The sequence below is a fragment of the Clostridium sp. 1001283B150225_161107_B6 genome, from assembly GCF_015556325.1.
In the GTDB taxonomy this organism is placed as follows: Bacteria; Bacillota; Clostridia; order Lachnospirales; family Lachnospiraceae; genus Enterocloster.
Genome location: NZ_JADNMD010000003.1, coordinates 55492 through 78268, shown reverse-complemented (window position 1 = coordinate 78268; position 22777 = coordinate 55492). Strand labels below are relative to the sequence as shown.

Annotated in this window: 20 protein-coding genes; 14 read left to right on the top strand and 6 right to left on the bottom strand. The window is 51.9% G+C overall.

Features of this window, described 5'->3' with window-relative positions:
• Positions 1-113 precede the first annotated feature (113 nt).
• Positions 114-308, top strand: a complete 195-nt coding sequence (locus I2H39_RS08790) for an HPr family phosphocarrier protein (RefSeq protein WP_243129868.1) — start codon at positions 114-116, stop codon at positions 306-308.
• Between the two features lie 85 nt (positions 309-393).
• Here the strand turns inward: I2H39_RS08790 and I2H39_RS08785 are convergent, their stop codons facing one another.
• Positions 394-1959 (bottom strand): BCCT family transporter, encoded by a 1566-nt coding sequence (locus tag I2H39_RS08785; RefSeq protein WP_138306753.1) that lies wholly within the window; start codon positions 1957-1959, stop codon positions 394-396.
• Between the two features lie 187 nt (positions 1960-2146).
• Here I2H39_RS08785 and I2H39_RS08780 point away from each other — a divergent pair, with 187 nt between their 5' ends.
• Both I2H39_RS08780 and I2H39_RS08775 read left to right on the top strand, forming a co-directional pair.
• Entirely contained in the window at positions 2147-2695 is a 549-nt protein-coding gene (locus tag I2H39_RS08780; protein WP_138306754.1) for a hypothetical protein, read from the top strand.
• A gap of 23 nt (positions 2696-2718) precedes the next feature.
• Positions 2719-3819: an MBL fold metallo-hydrolase gene (locus I2H39_RS08775; protein ID WP_138306755.1), complete on the top strand. Its 1101-nt coding sequence runs from the start codon at positions 2719-2721 to the stop codon at positions 3817-3819.
• 89 nt (positions 3820-3908) lie between these two features.
• Here I2H39_RS08775 and I2H39_RS08770 read toward each other — a convergent pair whose 3' ends face one another.
• On the bottom strand, positions 3909-4865 hold the full coding sequence (locus I2H39_RS08770) for a zinc dependent phospholipase C family protein (protein WP_330640727.1): 957 nt from the start codon (positions 4863-4865) through the stop codon (positions 3909-3911).
• A 197-nt stretch (positions 4866-5062) separates the two neighbouring features.
• Between I2H39_RS08770 and I2H39_RS08765 the strand changes: the two genes are divergently transcribed.
• Positions 5063-6463 carry an amino acid carrier protein gene (locus tag I2H39_RS08765; RefSeq protein ID WP_138306757.1) on the top strand — a complete coding sequence of 467 codons (1401 nt, stop codon included), beginning with the start codon at positions 5063-5065 and terminating at the stop codon, positions 6461-6463.
• A 296-nt stretch (positions 6464-6759) separates the two neighbouring features.
• On the opposite strand, the gene I2H39_RS08760 is transcribed toward I2H39_RS08765, so the two are convergent.
• Positions 6760-9063: a GGDEF domain-containing protein gene (locus I2H39_RS08760; protein ID WP_195626268.1), complete on the bottom strand. Its 2304-nt coding sequence runs from the start codon at positions 9061-9063 to the stop codon at positions 6760-6762.
• Between the two features lie 196 nt (positions 9064-9259).
• On the opposite strand from I2H39_RS08760, the gene I2H39_RS08755 reads away from it, so the two are divergent.
• The 3 genes from I2H39_RS08755 (at position 9260) to I2H39_RS08745 (ending at position 12210) form a co-directional block, all read left to right on the top strand.
• Positions 9260-10762: a winged helix-turn-helix domain-containing protein gene (locus tag I2H39_RS08755; RefSeq protein ID WP_195626267.1), complete on the top strand. Its 1503-nt coding sequence runs from the start codon at positions 9260-9262 to the stop codon at positions 10760-10762.
• A gap of 92 nt (positions 10763-10854) precedes the next feature.
• Entirely contained in the window at positions 10855-11373 is a 519-nt protein-coding gene (locus I2H39_RS08750) for a peptidylprolyl isomerase (protein WP_138306760.1), read from the top strand.
• 87 nt (positions 11374-11460) lie between these two features.
• Positions 11461-12210, top strand: coding sequence for a GNAT family N-acetyltransferase (locus tag I2H39_RS08745; protein WP_138306761.1), 750 nt, complete (start codon positions 11461-11463; stop codon positions 12208-12210).
• Here I2H39_RS08745 and I2H39_RS08740 read toward each other — a convergent pair.
• Positions 12149-12820: a hypothetical protein gene (locus I2H39_RS08740; RefSeq protein WP_138306762.1), complete on the bottom strand. Its 672-nt coding sequence runs from the start codon at positions 12818-12820 to the stop codon at positions 12149-12151. The two genes, I2H39_RS08745 and I2H39_RS08740, sit on opposite strands and share 62 nt — an antisense overlap.
• A gap of 184 nt (positions 12821-13004) precedes the next feature.
• On the opposite strand from I2H39_RS08740, the gene I2H39_RS08735 reads away from it, so the two are divergent.
• The 4 genes from I2H39_RS08735 (at position 13005) to I2H39_RS08720 (ending at position 15727) form a co-directional block, all read left to right on the top strand.
• Positions 13005-13736 carry a YesL family protein gene (locus I2H39_RS08735; RefSeq protein ID WP_138306763.1) on the top strand — a complete coding sequence of 244 codons (732 nt, stop codon included), beginning with the start codon at positions 13005-13007 and terminating at the stop codon, positions 13734-13736.
• Between the two features lie 148 nt (positions 13737-13884).
• Complete coding sequence (gene ispE, locus I2H39_RS08730) at positions 13885-14781, top strand: 4-(cytidine 5'-diphospho)-2-C-methyl-D-erythritol kinase (protein WP_138306764.1); 897 nt, start codon at positions 13885-13887, stop codon at positions 14779-14781.
• A gap of 35 nt (positions 14782-14816) precedes the next feature.
• Entirely contained in the window at positions 14817-15524 is a 708-nt protein-coding gene (locus I2H39_RS08725; RefSeq protein ID WP_138306765.1) for a GntR family transcriptional regulator, read from the top strand.
• Positions 15524-15727, top strand: a complete 204-nt coding sequence (locus I2H39_RS08720; protein WP_138306766.1) for a hypothetical protein — start codon at positions 15524-15526, stop codon at positions 15725-15727. The genes I2H39_RS08725 and I2H39_RS08720 overlap by 1 nt, the downstream gene beginning before the upstream one ends.
• A gap of 23 nt (positions 15728-15750) precedes the next feature.
• On the opposite strand, the gene spoIIR is transcribed toward I2H39_RS08720, so the two are convergent.
• Positions 15751-16395: a stage II sporulation protein R gene (gene spoIIR / locus I2H39_RS08715; protein ID WP_138306767.1), complete on the bottom strand. Its 645-nt coding sequence runs from the start codon at positions 16393-16395 to the stop codon at positions 15751-15753.
• Between the two features lie 120 nt (positions 16396-16515).
• Between spoIIR and I2H39_RS08710 the strand changes: the two genes are divergently transcribed.
• Together I2H39_RS08710 and I2H39_RS08705 are read left to right on the top strand one after the other, a co-directional pair.
• Positions 16516-17577: a D-alanine--D-alanine ligase family protein gene (locus tag I2H39_RS08710; RefSeq protein ID WP_138306768.1), complete on the top strand. Its 1062-nt coding sequence runs from the start codon at positions 16516-16518 to the stop codon at positions 17575-17577.
• A gap of 17 nt (positions 17578-17594) precedes the next feature.
• Positions 17595-18020: a DUF1934 domain-containing protein gene (locus I2H39_RS08705; RefSeq protein WP_138306769.1), complete on the top strand. Its 426-nt coding sequence runs from the start codon at positions 17595-17597 to the stop codon at positions 18018-18020.
• Between the two features lie 83 nt (positions 18021-18103).
• Here the strand turns inward: I2H39_RS08705 and I2H39_RS08700 are convergent, their stop codons facing one another.
• On the bottom strand, positions 18104-18565 hold the full coding sequence (locus tag I2H39_RS08700) for a hypothetical protein (RefSeq protein WP_138306770.1): 462 nt from the start codon (positions 18563-18565) through the stop codon (positions 18104-18106).
• A gap of 325 nt (positions 18566-18890) precedes the next feature.
• On the opposite strand from I2H39_RS08700, the gene I2H39_RS08695 reads away from it, so the two are divergent.
• On the top strand, positions 18891-22775 hold the full coding sequence (locus I2H39_RS08695; protein ID WP_138306771.1) for a DNA-directed RNA polymerase subunit beta: 3885 nt from the start codon (positions 18891-18893) through the stop codon (positions 22773-22775).
• Positions 22776-22777: the final 2 nt, after the last annotated feature.

Sequence of the window (22777 nt, the reverse complement as noted above, 5' to 3'; positions counted from 1 at the left end):
TCAGAGGAGGGTGGTAACCAGTAGTCGGTTTTGTTTTGAATTGAGGTGATTCTATGTTAACGAAACAAGTTGACAGCAGGGAGAGGGTCTTCCGGCCAATCCCCATTTCTTATTTGATTCAGACGGCAAATCAATTTGACTGCGATATTTTTGTCACCAGCGATAAGTATACAGCAAATGTCAAGCAATACGACGAAGTAAAGAATCTTAGAATGACAGGCTTTCTGACTTTTTACTTTAAGGGAAGTGACGAGCTGGAGGCCGAGGACAGGATTCAGAAGATTCTGTGGGAGGATATTGAAGGATAAGGAGAGTACATAATTATGTGTGTACAAAATTAAACGAGGGCAGGGAGACCGGCCCTCGTTTATTATTGTGATTCAATGTTCAATATCATGACTCCATATCCCGTGTTCCGGAATTCGGTTCTTTGTCCAGGTAATGTCTGGCGTCTTTGAAGAAGCTCCATACAATCAATACAATGATGAAACCAATGGGAAAGGCCGCTATGATGGATACGGTCTGCAGGTTGGCCATGGAATTTTCTGCAAAAATCAGGGCTATGGGCAGCAGCATCAGCAGTATGGCCCAGAACAGCTTTACCTGTTTGTGGGGTTCCTCCTCAGCGCCCAGGGATTTATAGGAATATGAGCTGGCCACCATGGTCAGGGCGTCAAAGGATGTTGCATAAAAGGCAATCATGGTAATGGCCAGAAGTACCAGCCCGGCCTTTGCCAGGGGCATTGTTTCAAATATGGAGATGATGGCCTGGTACAGGTCCCCGGTCTGTGCATAGACGCCCATCAGGTCCAGTTTCCCGTGCATCTGCAGCCCCAGCCCGTAATTCCCAAGGATAATGAAGGAGGTAAAGGTGCCTGAGAGGCCGAAGAAATAGCCTCCCAGCACAGTCTGGCGGATGGTCCTGCCCTTGCTGATGGTGCCGATGAAGAATGGGGTGGCCACGCACCATACCATCCAGTAAGCCCAGTAAAAGATGGTCCAGTTCTGGGGAAAGGAGGAGGTGCGCATGGCATCGGTCCAGGTGGCCATGCCGATGAAGTTCTGCACCATGTTCCCCACTGCTGTGATGCCTGTCTCGATGATATAACGTGTCTCGCCTCCGCACAGAAGGAAATAGGCCAGCAGTCCGAAGAACAAATATACGCAGGAGGCGGCCAGCTTGGCAATGCCCTGCATGCCGAAGTATACGGCCATGGTATACACCACGCAGATGATAACCAGGATGCCGATGGTCAGAACGTTGTTTTCAGGTATGCCCAGCACACGGCTTAAGGCCATGGACAAAAGGGGCGTTGCCAGGGAAAAGGTGGTGGCTGTGCCGGCCAGAAGGGCAAATACAGCTGTCAGGTCAATGAGCTTGCCCAGGATACCGTCCACCCGTCTGCCCAGGAGGGGACGGCATGCCTCGGAATACTTTTGCTTGCTCCGCCTGCGCACATGGAGCATGAAACCAAAGGACACGGCCAGAATGATGTAAAAGCTCCAGGGAATAGGACCCCAGTGGAACAGCGGATAGGCGGACGCCCAGTCCTGCATGGCTCCCATGTCCGTAATGTGCGGCTCGCCGGCGTAGAGCATCCACTCGCACAGGGAGTAAAACAGTATGTCCGCTGCCAGTCCCGCCGTAAACATCATGGAACCCCACTGGAAGGAGGAGTACTGGGGCTTCTCCAGATTTCCCAGTTTTATGTTTCCATACCGGGAAAACGCCATGTACAGGGAACAGATTAAGGCGCCCAGTCCAAGGAGCAGATAATAGCTTCCAAACTGGTCTCCCAGGAAAAAACGCACGGACCCAAGTACCTGGGAGGAGGCATCCGGGAATAGCATGAACAGGGAACACAGGGCCAGTATGGTTACAAAGGGAATGATGGTGGTGACCCAGTCCAGCCTTTTCTTTAACGGGGTATCTGTGCTGATGTTTTCATTTTGTTTCATGGCTGTATCCTCCTGGATGTTCAAAAAATAGTTAAAATAAAGTATATTGAACATATTATCATCAGTTACTGGAAAAATCAAGAGGAACTTGTAAAAACATCAATAATTTTGTAAGAAAAAAGGACTGTTAAATTATTGTAATGTTAGCTATAATAGTAGCGTTGACAAAAAGGAGGATTATTATATCATGCGGAATTTAAAGAAGTTATCATTGATATTATTAGCTTCAGCGGCCCTGCTTTGCGGTTGTACCCAGAGTAACATTGTTTCTCCCAGTAACGGTGTGGTTCAGGGGGACGGACAGCCGGACCTGGAGGTTGATAAAAATATTAACATCGACTGGCAGGAGGTAAGGGAAGACCTCAGGGACCAGTTCCTGGACCCTTACGGCGAGTTTGCTGATTATGTGCTGGACCTGGACGCCAAGTATGACGCAGGCAGCAGCCGGGTGGTGGTCCTGCTTCCTGTGACCCACAAGACCACAGGGGACATTGCTGTGATTTATGCGCAGGATGTGCTGAAGGCAGTGGGCACCTATGTTGCGGAGCAAAACTTCTATTATGAAGCGCCTGACCCGCAGGATATTGACGGCACCTACTACGGCAGCTATTTTGACGAGCACGATGTGCTGGTACAGGTGTTCCCTTATGACAAAGAAGGGGATGAAAGCGCATATCTTGTGAATGACGTGGTGAAGGCGGGGGAGCAGAGAGCCCTGACAGCTCAGCTTCAGTAAAAAAGGATTAAGGAGATATTGGGATGAGGATTGACAGATACTGGAAACAGGCGGCCGCCGGGCTGCTGGCCATCATGACACTGACAATGACCGGAGGGAACCTGGACAGCTTAGCCATGACCAACTCCCAACCGTTAAAGGCCCAGGGGCAGATGCTGTCCTCACCGGACAAGATTATCATCAGGGACGAAGGGGAGAATGCACAGTCATCCCAGGCAGCGGCAGCCAGCCAGCCGGTGATTCAGGCCAAGGCCCAGATTGCCGCATTTGGTGAGGTTACCACGCCCAAGACAGATTCCACCTCCCTGTTTGGGGCTGGCCGTCTCACCATGCTGGCCAACCATGACACGTCAGCCCAGCTTCTGTCGGTTATCATTGAAACCGGGGAAGGCGGACTCATTGTAGTGGACGGAGGCTGGACCAATAATGCGGATTATCTTCTGAACCAGATTAAGCAGAAGGGCGGTCATGTTCAGGCATGGCTCCTGACCCATCCGGATTCCGACCATGCGGGAGCGCTGGCAGACATCCTGTACAAGCATAACGGGGAGATTACCATTGACGGTATCTATTACTCCTTTGCTGAGGACAGCTGGTATGCTGAGAAGGACCCTGAGGTTGCCAAGATGGTGGCCTATATCAAGGGAGCCTTCGGCCTGGTTCCCCAGAATATCCTTCACGGGGATATTGTATCGGGACAGGTCATCCAGGCAGGACCTGCCAGGATTCAGGTGCTGAACCAGGCATATAAGATGAACAATGACTTTGTCAACAACAGCAGCGTAGCCTACATGGTATCCCTGAACGGGACAAACACAGTGTTCCTTGGGGATTTGGCCAAGTCGGGCGGCGAGCAGCTGATGGCTGACCATGACCTGAGCGCCCTTAAGTGTGATATTGTACAGGTTGCCCACCATGGTCAGAACGGCGTGGGCTACGAGGTATACAAGGCGTTAAGGCCCAGCGTTGCACTGTGGCCCACTCCCCAGTGGCTGTGGGACAATGACAACGGCGGCGGAGCCGGTAGCGGTATATGGGTGACGCAGGAGACAAAGAACTGGATGGTCCGCCTTGGGGTGAATGCAAATTACTGCATCAAGGACGGAGACCAGGTGATTGAATAAAGGGTATCATGAATACGGCGTGAAATAAAAAAAGAACAGCGGCCCCTTTTCCGGAGGATTCAGGAATAGGGGCCGCTGCTTTTTTGTGTTCAGTCATCTGCGCAGGGAAGTCCGCTGTGGTAGGAATAGTTGCCCAGCTCGGACAGCAGGTTTTCAAGGGCGTTCAGCTTCAAGGGCTGTCCTGTTTCCAGCATGGAGTTAATCATGTAAAAGATGGTGCTCAGCTTCCCCAGGGACTGTCTGAACAGGTCGGGGAAGGAGGATTTGGAGGCAATGCTCTTGTCCCATGGGTTGCACCATGTCTCATGGTGCAGGTTCAGGCTCCAGGCCGGGTTCTCCACCGTGTCCGTAACCAGCTTGCTGGAAGCCACGGGATTCTTAAGGAACAGGGATTCAAAAAATGCAATCCTGTCCTTTTTCCTGCTGTTGGGGTCCGACAGGGTCCTGCATCCAAAACGGAGGGCCAGGATGGAACGGTGTATCATGGGCGCCGTGACCTGGTAGCGGTTTTTGTAGCTCAATGGATAGAATGCCTCGTTGATGCAGTCTGACAGGAACTGGGAAATAAATTGGGTTTCCATCCCATTCAGACAGATGGTTGCTGCCTGGTTAAACTGGGACGGCTTCTTCCTCTTATACTTCTGGAGGAGAAGGGCGTCGATGTCGTTCTCCAGCTTGGCATGGAGCCCGTGGTAATAGGAACCCGGGTTATTGACATCGTATTCAATACGTCCGTATACATAGGGGTGGCATATGGAGTCACCGATATAATGGCAGATAAAGCCGCACATGTAGGCCAGGCCTTCCTCGCGCTGCTGCCTGGAACCGATTCGGGTAAGCTGCATGAAACAGCAACGGAAAAAGTCATTGACATGGTGTTCATGCATATAGGAACCTACATTGCGGTGGTCTCGATGGCGCAGGATGGGCAGATTATAAAAAAACATGTCCGGTCCCTGGAGACCCAGCTGATAGAGCCACCGATACTTGGCAATGATAAACTTCAGATTATTCTGAGGCATATCATTGTATGCTTTCATGCCCAAGACGTAGTGTGTTGTGAAACCTGGCATCGGCATACCTCTTTTCTATTGGATTCTTGCAGTTGTTCCTATCTCATATTCTATCATAAACAACTGTGAATTGCGAGCCGGAAACAAAGAAAATTCCTTCCAGCGGTCATAGTCAGGGGAACTTTGGAATAAGACATTTATAAGAAGCAAGCAGGGCAGGTTTAACTGGGATGATGAATGTATTAGAGCAGGTCCACCAGATGGTGTGGGGACCGTGGACCCTTGTCATATTCCTTGGGGTGGGGATATTCTTTACCCTGAAATGTCATTTTTTCCAAATCAAAGGTTTTTTATTCTGGTGGAGCCACACGGCAGGACGGCTCATATCAGGGGAAGCATCCAAAAAAGAAGGCGGGGACGGGACCGGAAAAGGAAAGGGAATCAGCCAGTTCCAGTCGGTCTGCACCGCCCTGGCGGCAACAGTGGGCACAGGCAATATAGCAGGCGTGGCAACCGCGCTAACGGCAGGAGGGCCCGGAGCCCTGTTCTGGATGTGGGTGTCGGCCCTGATTGGCATGATAACCGCCTATGCGGAAACCATGCTGGGTATACGGTACCGTTACAAGGATAAGGAGGGACACTACGTATGCGGTCCCTTTGTGTACATGGAACGGGGGCTGGGGCTCAGAGGGATGGGAGTGCTCTACAGCTTCCTGTGTCTGATGAGCTCCCTTGGAATGGGAAGCATGGTCCAGGCCAACTCAGCCATCAGCACCATGGAATACACCTGGCATGTGCCGGCCCTGACAGGAGGACTAGTATTTACCGGGCTTCTGGTGCTGGTCACCTGGGGCGGAATCCGAAGAATCGGAAATGTGGCTGAAAAGCTGGTGCCGGCCGCCTCCGGAATCTACATTGTATTTTCCATGATTGTGATTTTGTCCTGTTTGGACCAGATACCCGGAGCCCTGGCCTCCATGGTGTCCTCAGCCTTCCGGCCGGAGGCAGCGGCAGGAGGGACCGCCGGATATGTAATCAGCCGCAGTGTGCGTTACGGCATCTCCCGGGGCGTGTTCTCCAATGAGGCAGGTCTTGGAACACTGGCAGTGCTCCACGGGCCTGCCGAGGGCACCACGCCTCATGAACAGGGAATGTGGGCCATGTTTGAAGTGTTTTTTGACACGGTGGTCCTGTGTACCCTGACGGCCCTGGTAATCCTGTGTATGACCGGTTCCAATCCCGAGAGCATACCCTATGAGGGGGCGGCTCTTGCCGCCTGGTGTTTCAGCGGCCGTCTGGGAATCGTGGGGGAATATCTGGTCAGCGGCTCCATGGTGGTATTTGCCTTTGCCACCATTATGGCCTGGTTTTATCTGGGAAGGCAGGCTGCCGCCTATTTTATTAAGGGCTGCGGCATGGGAGAGGGCGCCCAGCGCCTGTTTGCATCCAAGGTATATCCTCTGCTGTTTATTGCAGCTGTATTTTTAGGAAGCGAGGCCAGGCTGGCCCTGGTATGGCTGCTGTCGGATATATGGAACGGTCTTATGGCATTTCCCAATCTTACGGCCCTGCTGTTTTTGTCAAAGGAGGTCACGGTGCCGGAGGGATACGGGAAATCAGGAGGAAGATAGCAGCTTCTTTCCGGCATTCACACTTCGTTCATAATTCATTCAAAAACCTTTTACACAATCAACATTATTTCTTCATGTTTGGCTTATATACTGTAAACATAGCAAGTTAGTAATAACTGCAAAGCCAAATAATGCTTACAAGATTTTTTTCATAATACTCGAGCTGATAAGTATTTATCAGCTCTCCTCCCTTTTAATAATACTTTTTTCCAAAAAACGTACCATCCGCCGGATGATACGTTTTTTATTTGGCCTTAATATTTAACACGCGGGCGCATGTTCAGTTTTGACTTGGTCTATGAACGGGCGGGCGCCGTATCTGAGCCCTGACGGTACAGATAACGCGTTTCAAATTCAGCCATGGGCAGCGGCGCGGAAAAGACATAGCCCTGGACCATGTCGCAGCCCATGGACCGGAGAAGGTCCACCTGGTCCATGGACTCGATGCCCTCGGCCACGGTCTTTACCTTCAAATGCCTGGCCAAATCAATCAGGCATGCTATAACATCCTTTGCCTTCCGGCCCGACATGTTCAGGAAGAAGGAGCGGTCCAGCTTCAGGGAATCCACATCAAATTCCTTCAGCAGCCCCAGAGAAGAAAAGCCGGAACCAAAGTCATCCAGGGAACACAGAAAACCCATGCTGTGCATTTCCTGGATGGCCTGTCTGACGGTTCTGATTTGCTGGTTGTCAAAGAAAATGGACTCCGTCAGCTCAAATTCCAGGACATTGTCAGGTATACTGAAGCGGGAGGCGATTCCGGCAAAGGTATCCAAAAAGCCGGCGTCCCGGAAATGCTGGCGGGACAGGTTGACAGAAACCGGCACAAGCGGCAGACCGGCCTGTTTCCATCGCTCCATGGCAGCGCATACCTCTTCAAACACATAGAGGTCCAGCCTGCATATTTTTCCATTGCTCTCAAAAAGGGGTATGAATTCAGATGGGAAGATGATTCCCCTTTGAGGATGGTTCCAGCGCACCAGGGCTTCGGCTCCTTCCAGCAGGTTGCTCTTAAGGCCGATTTTCGGCTGCAGATAAACCTGGAAATGCCGGTTTTCAATGGAATCCTCAAACAGTGCGTTTAACTCCTGCTCCAATTTCAGGTGCCTGGTCAGGCTTTCATTATAGAAGGAACACTCATGGCGTATATCGGTCCCGGAGTTTTGCAGCGCCAGCCGGGCGTGGTCCTGGAGCAGGGTAATCTCCTGGTCCGGGTCATTTACAAGACAGGCCCCCTGCTTAAAGGACAGGGCCAGAAAGGGAAGGTCCGTGTCTTGGAAGGTATTGATATCATGAATCATTTCATTCAGACGGCACTGCAGGGCTGCCTGGGTGTACTCCTTCAGGCAGAGAAAGAAATGGTCTGATTCGCCTCTGGCAACGAATTCGTCCTGGGCCTGCCGCACATGCTGCTTCAGCACCCTGTATATATAGGAGAGGGTCTGATTGCCGGTCGGGATGCCAAACTGTTCATTGACCAGCTTAAATCCGCGGACATTCAGCAGCACAATGGAATAGGAGCAGGGCTCCATGGTCTTTGAGAGCTCCCTGTATCTAGCCTGGAAGGCGGCGTTGTTGAGCCCGCCTGTGAGCGGGTCGCTGTAAGCAATCAGCTCCAGCTGCCTTTTGTGGGCATTATAGAACCGGAATACTGCAAATAAAAAGAGGGAAAATATAAGTATGGTAGCCCCTATGATAACAAAGGACTGCAGGATGTACCGGCTCAGACCGCCGGATATGATATCCGCCGGAATAATGGTCAGCAGGAACCAGTCGTTCAGGTTCAGGGCATTATAGGAGAGGACCAGTTCCTCCTTTGTGACGGCAGTGAATCTCAGTATGCCGTCCCGGTTTTCCGCCATATCCTTCTGCATCTGCCGGATATCTGCAATCACCTGTTTGTTTTTTTCGTTTTTAAAAATATCGTCCAGCTGTAAAAACGGCTTTAAGTCCGTAGGAGCTATGACCACCTGCCCCCGGCTGTCCACGATGCAGCTCAGCATCTGGCCGCTGAAGCTTTTGGAGGAAATCAGGGACTGCATGTTTTCTTTGCTGCGCATTCCCACCAGCACCCCGCCTACCTGGCCGCCGCGGTACACGGGCACGGAATAAAAAATGCTTTTGCCTCCCATGTAGCTGGCCTGTATATTGCCCTGGAAGGAGGACTGGATACTGGGAAGGCTGAGAAAGTCCTCGGGATGGGCCGGGACTTTGCCTGACTCTGTTTCAGAGGCTACAAACCGCTGCTCTTTGTCAAACAGAATCAGAGGGTCAAATTCCAGTATCTGCGCTTTGCGGGTCAGAAAGCCGGATACCGCGCCCATATCCTGGGTTTCCGTGAACTGTGACAGACTGTCTGCCGTCATGACCAGGTTGATTATTTTGTGGTTAATGGCGTCCCGGATGTCCCGGGAGAGCTGGGATGTCACATCCGTCAAATATTCCTGGGTCGTGCTGTCCAGCGCCACTTGCAGCTTTGCGGCATTCCAGATAGAGAGCGCAAAAACTGAAATCAGTACCAGGGACAGGAATCCTATGCTCCATCCCCTGCTGAATATTGGTTTGTGATAATCGGATATAAAATCATCTGCTTTTTTCATTTCCAGGTATACTCCGTAATTCTATGAATGTGTAATAGAAAGAAGGCTTGATGGTTTCATTTTAAGTGACTGTACCTGATAAATCAACGCAATATTTGTGTACATATGCATATAGTATCGGAATAAATTTGTGGTATAATACAGTCAAACGGCACAGGCGGACATATGGGCAAAATAAGGCCGGGGAGGGCGGTATATGGAAGGGAAAAAGACGCTGCATGATTATTTATATGAGAATCTGAAGGAACAGATTCTGACCGGGTATTATAAATACGGCGGAACCCTGCCATCCATGAACCAGCTGTGCGAGACCTACCATGTGGGTATCCGGACAGTGAGGGACGTACTCGGGGAACTGAGGGACCAGGGAATGATACGGACAGAGGAACGAAAGCCTTCGGTGATAGTGTACCGTAAACCGGAGAAAGGGGATGCCGGGTCCGATGTACTGTCAGTGCTTCAGCGGAAGACCTCGGTTCTGGCGGTATATGAGACAATGGAGCATGTGATGCCCAGGCTGTTTGCGTGTTCCGTCCAGGCCTGCGGCACGCAGACAGCCATGGAGCTTTTCAGGCATCTGAAAAGGAGCAGGAGGAAGGAGGTATATACCAGATGGAAGTCCTCCTCCAATGTACTCTACAACCTGCTGGATGCATCCCGCAACCTGCTGTTCAGGGATATATTTACCAGCCTTGAGATTGGGGCCAGAATTCCCTTTTTCCTAGAGCCGGAGTACAGGCCTCCCTTTCCATCCTGCTGCAGTGAATACGATGACCCCATGTGGATGGCCCAGGCAGTGGCCACAGGCGACATCCAGGTGATTCAGGAACGGTTCGCGCGCATGTACCGGTCCCTTAGGCATGACATAAAGCTGTATCTGGAATGGATTGAGTCCGGGATTGGAACAGGGAATATAGAGCAGAAGAGCAGCTATTCCTGGAATGCGGAACGGGGAAGGGACCACTACTATATGCAGATTACCCGCGACCTGATTGACCGCATTGGCCTGGGCATTTATCCGGACGGCTCCTTTCTTCCGCCGGAAGCTGCGCTGGCCCGGGAATACGGAGTATCGCTGGCCACCATACGCAGGTCCATGTCCATGCTGAACCGGCTGGGCTTCTGCCGTACGTACAATGTAAAAGGAACCCAGGTGACCCTGTTTAATGACCAGGCCACCCTCCTGTCCATGAAGAATAAGGTCCATAAAAAGGATACCCTTTTGTACCTGAGCGGCCTGCAGTTCATGGCGCTGGCCTCCGGTCCGGCTGCATTGATGGCCGTGCCTTTAATCGGGAAGGGGGAGATAGGGTGTATGGAACAGGAGCTTGCCGGTCCCTATGCGGTTCCCATCAGCATCCTGATGCGCCATATCATTGCCGCCCTGCCCCTGGAGCCATACAGGATTATACTGCAGCAGGTGGGCAGCATACTTCATTGGGGGTATTATTATTCCTTTTATGAGGAGGGAATCAAGGCAGGCAATGAGCTGAATCAAATCAGCCATGAGGCGTTTCTGTGCCTGAAGGCCGGAAAAGCAGAAGAATTTGCCCGCCTGGTGCCGCAGTGCTACTGCCATGCACTGGAGCTTGTGCGCGATTCCATGGCGGTCTGGGGGATTTCGGAGGCAGGGCTGCTTGTGACCCCGGATGAGAGCCTGAGACTGGCAGGAGGACCGGGGGAAGGACAGCAGGTGTGAGATAAAGGCGGACAGAGATAAGCCGTGCTGGACAAAGCCGCCGGAATTTGCTATAGTGGATAAAGATTCTAATTGAAAAAGGAGAAAGAAAAATGGCAAATCCTATAGTTACCATAACCATGGAAAATGGAGATGTAATGAAAGCAGAGTTATACCCGGATATAGCTCCCAATACAGTAAACAATTTTATCAGCCTTGTTAAGAAGGGATACTATGACGGACTGATTTTCCACAGGGTCATCAATGGCTTTATGATTCAGGGAGGCTGTCCTGAGGGTACCGGAATGGGAGGCCCGGGCTACTCCATCAAGGGAGAGTTCGCCCAGAACGGCGTAAAGAACGACCTGGCGCATACAGAGGGCGTACTTTCCATGGCAAGGGCCATGCACCCCAATTCAGGCGGTTCCCAGTTCTTCATCATGCACAAGGTATCACCCCATCTGGATGGTGCCTATGCAGCCTTTGGAAAGGTTACAGAGGGTATGGATGTGGTGAATAAAATCGCGGATGTCCAGACGGATTACAGCGACCGCCCCCTGCAGGAGCAGAAGATTAAGTCCATGACAGTGGAAACCTTTGGGGTGGACTATCCGGAGCCTGAGAAGTGCTGACAGAGAGATGACCCTTGCCGTGCATGCTATTACACGGTATCGGGCCGGCAATATGCGGGAACAGCAATGTGACAAAGAGGCGGTAATATGGTAACAGAGCGGAGCATCCGTTTAAACGGGACTACCTGTACAGCAGTCATATCAGACCAACCAGAGGCCCTTCTGGCAGCGAAAGCTGCCGGAAGGGCCGTTGTGGGCGTTGAGAGCGGGAACTCAGAAATCTGGGCCATGAAGGGCATACCCTATGTGATTCCGGACATAGAGGATGCCACGGATGAGCTGCTGGAGCTGGTGATACGCCGCCACCTGGGACTTCCGTGGAATATCTGCCGCACTTCCAGGCTGCTCATACGGGAGCTGACAGCAGAGGATGCAGACTGTATTCCTGAGGAGGAGTACGGACCCCAGGAAGCCATATTCCGTTCAAGGGAGGCATTGGAGATGTACTGTAAAAACCAGTATGGCTTCTATGAGTACGGCACATGGGCCCTGGTGCGCAGGGAAGACGGGATTCTGGTGGGGCTGGCAGGCGTATCCAATCCCAGGCTCATGAGGGAGATGGAGAAATGTCTGGACTCCTTGGGCCAATCTGTTCCCTGGCTGGAACTGGGGTACCATATTTTCCTGCCTTACCGGCATCAGGGGTACTGCGGGGAGGCCCTCAGGGCCATTGCCGGCTACAGCCATGAGGTGCTGGGAGCGCGTCTCTGCGCCCTGATTTACAGAGAAAACCAGGCCTCCCGCAAAGCGGCGGAGGGCCTGGGAATGATGTGTCTTATGGAAACAGGTACTCAATCATCCGGAGGGCAGCTTCTTTATGGGGAGAGCCCTGTATGACGGCCAGATAAGGCGGGTCCATGATGATGCCTGTCTTTTCGCCGAAGGCAGTATCCTTCAGGGAGAGAGCTGCCGGAGTAAGGTTTCCTGCACCGTCCTCTGCCCGGTAAATATGTTCCTTTACACGCTCATAAAGGGCCGGGGGCAGCAATTCCTCCAGGTTCTGGTAGGCGGATATGGTTTCGTAATGGTCAATGGCGGACTGGTCCCCGATAACCACATCCAGGCTTTTACTGGCCACCAGGGCGGAAATTTTGGCCAGGGTGGCATATCCGTACTGGGAGGTGGATTCCTCATCAAAATCCACCATCAGGCCCTCGTTGAATTCAATCAGGTCCTTTTTGCCGCATCCCAGGTATTGCCTCAGCTCTGATTCCAGCAATTCGCTGGAGCCGGCACCGCCGGAGCGGTCATTGATAATGGCCACGGACAGGCGGGTGGTAAAGGTCTGGCGGTATATCATGGTGCCGATGGTGCTTAATACGCCGATGGCAAGAATCACGGCCAGCAGGTGGAACTTATAATACTCCCACACATACCAGGCACGGTCCTTCCAGGTCATGTTTTTCAGTTTCTGCCGTTCTTGTTCTGCTTCTTCTCTGATGGACATAATTTATGTATTCCTTCCGTTTCTCTCTGCTGTTTTTGCACGGACAGGCCGTTTCCTGTTAGTATACCACATCCGGACCGGAGGAGAATATAAAAATTTCATGAAATCCCGGCAGCTCTTTGCATTTTCCGCTTAATATGATAAAATATCACCAGGCGCAGTTACAGAAAGAAGAGGAAGACTTATGTTACAAGGTATATTTAATTATGATAATCCGGTGTGGCGGTTCATAGGAAAGCTGGGAGACTTAATCATACTGAACATCCTGTGGATTGTCTGCTCCATTCCCGTGTTTACAGCGGGCGCATCCACCACAGCCGTCTATTACGTGACGTTAAAGCTGGTGCGGGATGAGGAGGATTCCACCATACGGTCCTTTTTCCGGTCTTTTAAGAGTAATTTCAGGCAGGCCACAGGCATCTGGCTTATTATGCTGGCTGCCGGCATAGTGCTGGGCTTTGATTTCTGGTTTTTTGTATCAGGACAGATGCCCATCAACGGAGCGTTGAGAACCGTCCTGACAGCTGCCTCCGGCGGTCTGCTGCTGATTTACCTGTTTATACTCACCTATGTGTTCGCGCTCCAGTCCCGGTTTTATAATCCGGTGAAGCGGACCCTGTTCAATGCATTTTTTATGTCTGTGCGCCATCTGTTCCAGACCATCGGAATATTGGCCACGGATTTGGGAATCGTGGCGGCAACCTATTTCGGGCTGTTTTATTTTCCGCAGTTTGCCATGCTGCTGTTCCTGTTCGGCATGCCCCTCATTGCTTTTGTGAACTCATACTTTTTCACAGCTATTTTCAGGAAGTACATGCCCAAGGAAGAAGGGCAGGGGCACACGGATGCCACCCCGATGCTGGGAGAAGAGGATGAAGAGATGAAGGAAGCGATTCGGAATCTGAGGGGGAAATAATCCAATTATTACCAATATCAAAACCGGCCGGAACATTTCTGCCGGTTTTCTGCAATTTCCTCTTGCAAATAGAGTGAAAGTAATGTATACAATATAATGTATTATAAAAACAGAAATACAAACAATGTACATAGAGGGGAGTCCGCGGATGATAAAACACTTACGCTTAAAAGCATATGGAAAGATTAACCTGGCCCTGGATGTGCTGGGGCGGAGGGAGGACGGCTACCATGAGGTGCGGATGATTATGCAGACCGTGGGGCTTCACGACCGGATTGACCTCTACGCCACCCAGGAGCCGGGCATCAAAATAGAAACCAATCTGTTTTATCTGCCGGACAATGAGCAGAATCTGGCCCATAAGGCGGCCAGGCTGCTGATGGAGGAGTTCGGTATACGCCAGGGGCTGTCCATCCATCTGCGCAAGTTTATACCCGTGTCGGCAGGTATGGCCGGCGGCAGTACGGATGCAGCCTCCGTACTCTTTGGAGTCAACAAGATGTTCGGCCTGGGCCTGTCCACCGAGGAACTGATGGAACGGGGCGTGACCCTGGGAGCGGACATACCTTACTGTCTCATGCGGGGAACCGCCCTGTCAGAGGGTATCGGCGAGAAGCTGTCGCCGCTGCCTCCCATGCCCCAGTGCCAGGTGCTTATAGCCAAGCCCGGCATCAGCGTGTCCACCAAGGCGGTGTATGAGAGCCTGGACGCCATGACGCTTGCGGCCTCAGACCATCCCGACATAGACGGCATGATAGAAGCCATCCGCAGCCAGAATCTGCTGGAAGTGGCCGGCCGGTTCGGGAACGTGCTGGAGCTGGTTACGGGAGAAAAGTATCCGGCCATTGCCAGGATTGAACAGGTCATGCGTGACTATGGGGCATTGGGGGCAATGATGAGCGGAAGCGGTCCGACGGTTTTCGGGCTTTTCGCCAATCCAAGGGCAGCCCAGGCAGCCTATGAGGACCTGCGGTTCGGCAAGGCGTCGGAGCTGGCAAAACAGGTGTATCTGACCAATTTCTTTAATGTGAGAAGGAATGGATAAGGAAGAGTATAATGCAGGAAAGGGGTCATTTTTATATGGAAAATAATTTCAAGGTTAATATGAACGAGTATCTTCCCCTCCGGGACGTGGTGTTCAACACCCTGCGCCAGGCCATACTGAAAGGGGAGCTGGCTCCGGGGGAGAGGCTGATGGAAATACAGCTGGCTGAAAAATTGGGCGTCAGCAGGACTCCTATCAGGGAAGCCATCCGCAAGCTGGAGCTGGAGGGCCTGGTACTTATGATTCCCAGGAAGGGCGCCGAGGTGGCCAAGATATCTGAAAAGAGCCTGCGGGATGTGCTGGAGGTACGCCGTTCCCTGGAGGAGCTGGCCATTGAGCTGGCCTGCCAGCGGATGTCGGATGACGACATGGCTGAGCTGGAACGGGTCCAGGGCAACTTCAGAAGCGCCATTGACAGAGGGGAGGCCATGAGCATTGCCCAGTCAGATGAGCAGTACCACGATGTCATTTACCAGGGGACTGGCAACGACAAACTGGTGCAGATGCTTAACAATCTGCGGGAGCAGATGTACCGCTACCGTCTGGAATATATAAAGGACGAGGACAAGAGACAGGTGCTTCTGGTGGAACACGAACACATACTGAGCGCTCTTAAGAGCCGCAACATAGCAGAGGCAAAGAAGGCTGCCAGGGAACACATCGACAACCAGGAAATCACGGTATCGCGCAACATTAAGGAGCAGGAGCAGGAGCCGGCCTTACCGGCCCGGGGGAGGAAATAATGGAGGAAGGAACCTTTAAGGAACGGTATCTGGCAGGGGAGATTCCCTTTGAAGAGATTGACCGGTATGTAAGCCGCTGGAATAACAGCGACGACCCCCGCACCCTGGCCCGGTATCTGGGTCTGAATGCGGAGGAAGAGGATGTGTGGATTGACGTCAGCGACCAGGCCCTTCAGGAGATGCTGGACAGCCAGAAAAAATAGTGTCCCAGAGGACCGCATCCATTTTAATGAAATAAATCCATGAGCCGGAACCGCACGCGGACCTCCGGCTTTTGCTGCGGCTGCTTTAACCTGTCCCGGGGGGACAGCAGGGCATCGTAGTCGTCTTCCGGCAAAAGGGATGCCAGGGTCTTTCTGGAGGAATCCGGCACAACTGCGTGGATGGCGTCGGTATAGCAGAGGGAGGGATAGAGGACGCACCACCAGTTATGGCCTTTTCCGCTGCCAATGGTGATGCGGACCGCGTCATAGGTGCCGCAGGGAAATACCATGTCCCCGTAAGCCTTGGTGGGGAAATAATCCCTTGTCAGCTCCAGCTTTACGGGATAGGAGGCCCCCTGGTCTGCCAGCCAGTCCTGGGCCATGGTTTCAATGCTGGTCTTATTTCCCTCTATCCACTGCTCAAGCTGTGCCTTGTCTGTGTCTTCGGGAACCTGGCTGTGAATATAGTCCAGAACCAGGCCCTTTACCCCCAGCTTCAGGTTCTGGTCCCTGGTGCTGTCGCTTTCCGCCAGCACGTGGAACCGGAGAATTTCCGGCGCAATGCGTGATGCCAGGGCTTCCTCGCCGGTGGTGCGGGACGCCATGAGAATGAGGAATGCAGTAAAGAAACAAAGTGCGGATATGCACAGGCTTATTTTATATTTCATATGATGTAAGACCTCCTTGGCCGTTGATGCTGTTTTAATTTCTGTTTGTAATTATTGCCACATATGTTATACTATAAACGTAGAACAATCACTAAAATAAGTGAGTTTAAGGAGACTAGCATGGGTAAACTTCAGGCTGCAGTCATATTTGGCGGCCAGTCATCAGAACATATTGTGTCCTGCATGTCGGCCGTCAATGTCATTGAGCATATAGACAGGACGCGATACGATGTATTACTTGTCGGAATTACAGAAGATGGACACTGGATTAAGGCGGAATCACTGGAAGATGTAAAAAACGGTACGTGGAGGGACGGGACAGTATCAGCCGTCCTGCTGCCGGATGCAACAAAGAAGTGCATCCTTCTCATGGACGGCAGTTCGGTCCGCGAGGTCAGGGTGGATGTGGTGTTCCCGGTCCTTCATGGGCTTTACGGGGAGGACGGGACCATCCAGGGGCTTTTGGAACTGGCTAAGATTCCCTATGTGGGCTGCGGGGTCCTTTCTTCCGCAGTGGCCATGGATAAACTGTACACCAAGATTATTGTGGATGACCTGGGCGTGCGCCAGGCAGCCTACGAGGCAGTGTACAGGGAGCAGCTGGCTCATATGGAAGAGGTGGCAGAACGGGTGGAAAAGCATTTTGCCTATCCCGTATTTATCAAGCCGTCCAATGCAGGCTCCTCCAGGGGCGTTACCAAGGCGGAGGACCGCAGGGCCCTGGAAGCAGGACTTTTAGAGGCAGCACGGCACGACCGTAAGATATTAGTAGAGGAAACCATCGTAGGCAGGGAGATTGAGTGCGCGGTATTCGGAGGCGGACTTAAGGAGGTGGTGGCATCCGGCGTAGGAGAGATACTGGCCGCAGCAGAGTTCTATGACTTTGAGGCCAAGTATTACAACGAAGAATCCAGGACCGTGACGGACCCGGAACTGCCGGCAGGGGCGGCGGAAAAGGTACGTCAGGCAGCCATGGCCATATTCCGTGCAGTGGACGGCTATGGACTGGCGAGAGTGGATTTCTTTGTGAAGGATGACGGAGAAGTGGTATTCAACGAGATTAATACCATGCCAGGTTTTACGGCCATCAGCATGTATCCCATGCTGTGGGAAGCCAGAGGGATTACAAAGGACCAGCTGGTGGATATGCTGATGGAACATGGGATGGAACGATACACTTAAGGGAAAGAGGAAGGAATATGACAAAAGACGTGCTGATTACAATCAGTGGCATCCAGATGATAGACGAAGAGGACTCCGATGTGGAAATGATAGTAAGGGGAGATTATTATCAGAAGAATGGAAAGCATTACATCCTCTACGAAGAGATGATGGAAGGCTTTACAGGCAAAGTCAAGAACGTAATCAAGATATCCCCTTCCGGAATGGACATAATTAAAAAGGGAATCGCCAACACCCATATGCAGTTTGAGAAGAACAAGAAGAATCTTTCATGCTACACCACTCCCCTGGGCGATATGGTGGTGGGCATTCAGGCTAACCGGATTAAGATTAATGAAGAACCGGACAGTCTGATGGTAAATGTGGATTATTCCCTGGATATCAATTATGAGCATTTGTCCGATTGCAGTATCCGTCTGGATGTCCAGTCCTGCCCGCAGTGACAAGGTACGGAATACACCGTGCAGCGACGTGGAATGAGATACAATCGGGAATAAAAAAGAAGCGGCGTGACTGCCGCTTCTTTTTATTTCTTATCTTTCTTATTTTTTTTAAATCTTGCGAAGAATCCCTTCTTCTTTGGCGGAGCCGGAATCGCGCCGCCTCTCACGCTTTTAATCTCAGTGATGTAGATACCGCTGATGACTACCTTGGCCTCGGTCTTCACTGGCAGGGAGTCAAAAACACGTCCGTCTGCAATGAGGGTCATGACCTTGGGGCCAATCTTGGCTTTGACCACAGGGACCTTTGCCCAGCGCATGTACTTGGGCGTCTGGTCAGTCACTACCTTGGGAAGCCCGGCCTGTGTGATTTTCATCTTCTTCTTGTCAATGACAAGTATGGATGCGGTCTGTGCGGCTGCATCTAACAGCTGCTGCTGTTCCACCTGGCGCTTCTGGAGCTTGTTTCCCAGAAAGTAGAGAACAGCCAGGGCAACCAGGGCAATGATAAGAATGACAATCAGTACACTTAAAATTGTCTGAGCCATGGGGTTTACCTCCAACCTATGTAATTATAGTACCATTCCCCTCGTTAAACTATCTACAACCCCAGGGGACATTCTATAATAGTATATCATTTTCAACAACAAATTGCAAGCAAAAATCCTTGACACCTTGACAGGTCTGTGTTATTATGGAGTGTGCACTATTGTGGCGACGTGGGCTTTTTGCGCCCTCTCGTACGGTTTTAGGCTGTATGGCGCCCAATTACAGAGAACGACAGTGATATTTTGCTGCATCCGGCGTCCGGTTCGGCGTTGGATTGAGATGGAAATATTGCGAACCAAATTAGAAAACAGGGGTGAAACGTCAATGGAGAAAAGCAGAATACGTCCGGTACCGGCCGGGAAAAGCGTAAGAATGAGCTATTCAAGACAGAAAGAAGTTCTTGAAATGCCTAACTTGATTGAGATTCAAAAAGACTCCTACCAGTGGTTCTTAAAAGAAGGACTGAAGGAGGCATTTGATGATATCTCTCCCATAGCGGACTTTGCAGGCCATCTGAGTCTGGAATTCGTTGACTTTACATTGTGCAGGGATGATATAAAGTATACCATCGAAGAGTGTAAAGAACGGGACGCAACTTACGCCGCACCACTTAAGGTAAAGGTAAGACTGTACAATAAAGATAAAGATGAAATGAATGAACACGAGATTTTCATGGGCGACCTGCCCCTGATGACAGATACCGGTTCCTTTGTGATTAACGGTGCTGAGCGTGTTATTGTCAGCCAGCTGGTACGTTCCCCTGGTATCTACTACGGTATTGGCCATGATAAAGTGGGTAAGGAACTGTATACCTGTACTGTCATCCCCAACCGTGGCGCATGGCTGGAGTATGAGACAGATTCCAATGACGTATTTTATGTACGTGTAGACAGGACCCGTAAGGTGCCTGTGACTGTGTTAATCCGTGCCCTGGGATTCGGAACCAATGCGGAAATCCTGGAACTCTTCGGCGAGGAGCCAAAGCTCTTAGCCAGCTTCGGAAAGGACACCTCGGATAATTACCAGGATGGCCTTCTGGAATTATATAAGAAGATTCGTCCCGGTGAGCCGTTATCTGTTGACAGTGCCGAAAGTCTCCTTAACAGCATGTTCTTTGACCCCAGAAGATATGACCTTGCAAAAGTCGGCAGATATAAATTCAATAAGAAGCTGTCCTTTAAGTACCGCCTGAACGGACAGGTACTGGCAGAGGATGTGGTGGATACCGCCACAGGCGAAATCCTGGCAGAGGCAGGCACCAAGCTGAACAAGGAATCCGCCATGCAGATTCAGAACGCGGCAGTTCCCTATGTATGGGTGGATGGTCCTGACAGAAAGCAGAAGGTCCTCTCCAACATGATGGTGGAGCTTTCCGCCCATGTGTCCTTTGACCCGGAGGAAGCAGGCGTTACGGAGTTAGTATATTACCCCGCCCTGGCTTCTATCCTGGAAGAAGCTGGCACCGATGAGGAGGCCCTTAAGGAGGCTGTCCGCAGGAATATCCACGACCTGATTCCAAAGCACATTACAAAGGAAGATATCCTTGCTTCCATTAACTATAATATGCATCTGGAGGAGCAGGTGGGCAATGCAGATGACATCGACCATCTGGGCAACCGCCGTATCCGCGCCGTAGGCGAACTTCTTCAGAACCAGTACCGCATCGGTCTGTCCCGTATGGAGCGTGTGGTGAGAGAGCGTATGACCACCCAGGATATGGATGGCATCACGCCCCAGTCCTTAATCAACATCAAGCCCGTGACCGCGGCTGTAAAGGAGTTCTTCGGAAGCTCCCAGCTGTCCCAGTTCATGGACCAGAACAACCCCCTGGCTGAGCTGACCCATAAGCGCCGTCTCTCCGCCCTGGGCCCCGGCGGTCTGTCCAGGGACCGTGCCGGATTCGAGGTTCGAGATGTACACTACACCCACTATGGACGTATGTGCCCCATTGAGACGCCTGAAGGTCCTAACATCGGTCTGATTAACTCTCTGGCAACCTATGCCAGAGTGAACCAGTACGGCTTTATTGAGGCTCCTTACCGCGTGGTGGATAAGACCACTGACCCGGCGAGCCCGAGGGTAACGGATGAGGTGGTGTACCTGACTGCTGACGAGGAAGATAACTTCGTTGTGGCACAGGCAAATGAGGCCCTGGATGAGGAAGGCCACTTCATACACAACAATGTATCCGGACGTTTCCGTACAGAGACATCCGAGTTCCAGAAAAAGACCATTGACCTGATGGACGTATCTCCCAAGATGGTATTCTCCGTTGCTACGGCCATGATTCCTTTCCTGGAGAACGACGATGCCAACCGGGCCCTGATGGGTTCCAACATGCAGCGTCAGGCAGTGCCCCTTCTGACCACAGAGGCTCCTGCCGTTGGTACTGGTATCGAGGCCAAGGCGGCTGTTGACTCCGGCGTGTGTGTGGTAGCCAGGAATGCAGGGGTGGTAGAGCGCTCCGCATCCAATGAAATCATCATCCGCAGGGACAGCGACGGCAACCGCGATGTGTACCATCTGACCAAGTTTAAGAGAAGCAACCAGAGCAACTGTTACAACCAGAAGCCGATTGTATATAAGAACGACCACGTGGAGGCCGGAGAGGTAATCGCAGACGGTCCGTCCACTGATAACGGCGAGATTGCCCTTGGCAAGAACCCGCTCATCGGATTCATGACATGGGAAGGCTACAATTACGAGGATGCGGTTCTTCTGTCCGAGCGTCTGGTTCAGGAAGACGTCTACACCTCCGTCCATATTGAGGAGTATGAGGCGGAAGCCCGTGACACCAAGCTGGGACCGGAAGAAATCACCCGCGACGTACCGGGCGTGGGCGAGGATGCCCTGAAAGACCTGGATGAGCGCGGTATTATCCGTATCGGCGCAGAAGTCCGCGCAGGAGATATCCTGGTAGGAAAGGTTACTCCCAAGGGCGAGACTGAGCTGACCGCAGAGGAGCGCCTGCTGCGCGCTATTTTCGGCGAGAAGGCAAGAGAAGTCCGCGATACCTCCCTTAAGGTGCCTCACGGCGCATACGGAATCATCGTGGATGCAAAGGTATTTACCAGGGAGAACGGAGACGAGCTGTCGCCGGGCGTGAACCAGACCGTGCGTATTTACATTGCCCAGAAGCGTAAGATTTCTGTTGGTGATAAGATGGCAGGACGTCACGGCAACAAGGGTGTTGTTTCCCGTGTGCTTCCTGTTGAGGATATGCCTTTCCTGCCCAACGGACGCCCTCTTGACATCGTGCTTAACCCGCTGGGCGTGCCTTCCCGTATGAATATCGGACAGGTGCTGGAGATTCACTTAAGCCTTGCTGCCAAGGCTCTGGGCTTCAACGTATCCACTCCGATTTTTGACGGTGCAAACGAGAATGACATTATGGATACCCTGGAAGTGGCCAATGATTACGTGAACACGACCTGGGATGAATTTAAAGCAAAATACGAGGACCTGCTGAAGCCTTCCGTTATCGACTACCTGGGCGCCCACCTGGAGCACAGGGAGCTTTGGAAGGGTGTGCCCATCAGCCGGGACGGTAAGGTGCGTCTGAGGGACGGCCGTACCGGCGAGTACTTTGACGGCGCTGTTACCATTGGGCACATGCATTACCTGAAGCTGCACCATCTGGTTGACGATAAGATTCATGCCCGTTCAACCGGCCCATACTCCCTGGTTACACAGCAGCCTCTGGGCGGTAAAGCCCAGTTCGGCGGACAGCGTTTCGGAGAGATGGAGGTTTGGGCACTGGAGGCATATGGCGCTTCCTATACCCTGCAGGAAATTATGACCGTTAAATCCGACGACGTTGTGGGCCGTGTGAAGACCTACGAGGCCATCATCAAGGGAGAGAATATCCCTGAGCCGGGCGTACCCGAGTCCTTTAAGGTACTCCTTAAGGAGATGCAGTCCCTTGGCCTGGATGTACAGGTACTGAGGGATGACGGCACCGAGGTCGAGATGAACGAGAATATTGATTACGGCGATACAGAGCTGCGGGCCATGTTAGAGGGCGACCGCCGCTTCGAAGAGAAAGAGTCCTATGCCGAATTCGGCTATCAGGAGCAGGAGTTTAAGAATGACGAGCTTGTGACTGTGGACGAGGAAGAGGAAGTAAGCGCCGATGATTACACCGAAGAGGCTGATGACGAGGATGAGTTATTCCTGGATGAAGCTGCTGACGGTGAAGACGAAGAATAGAA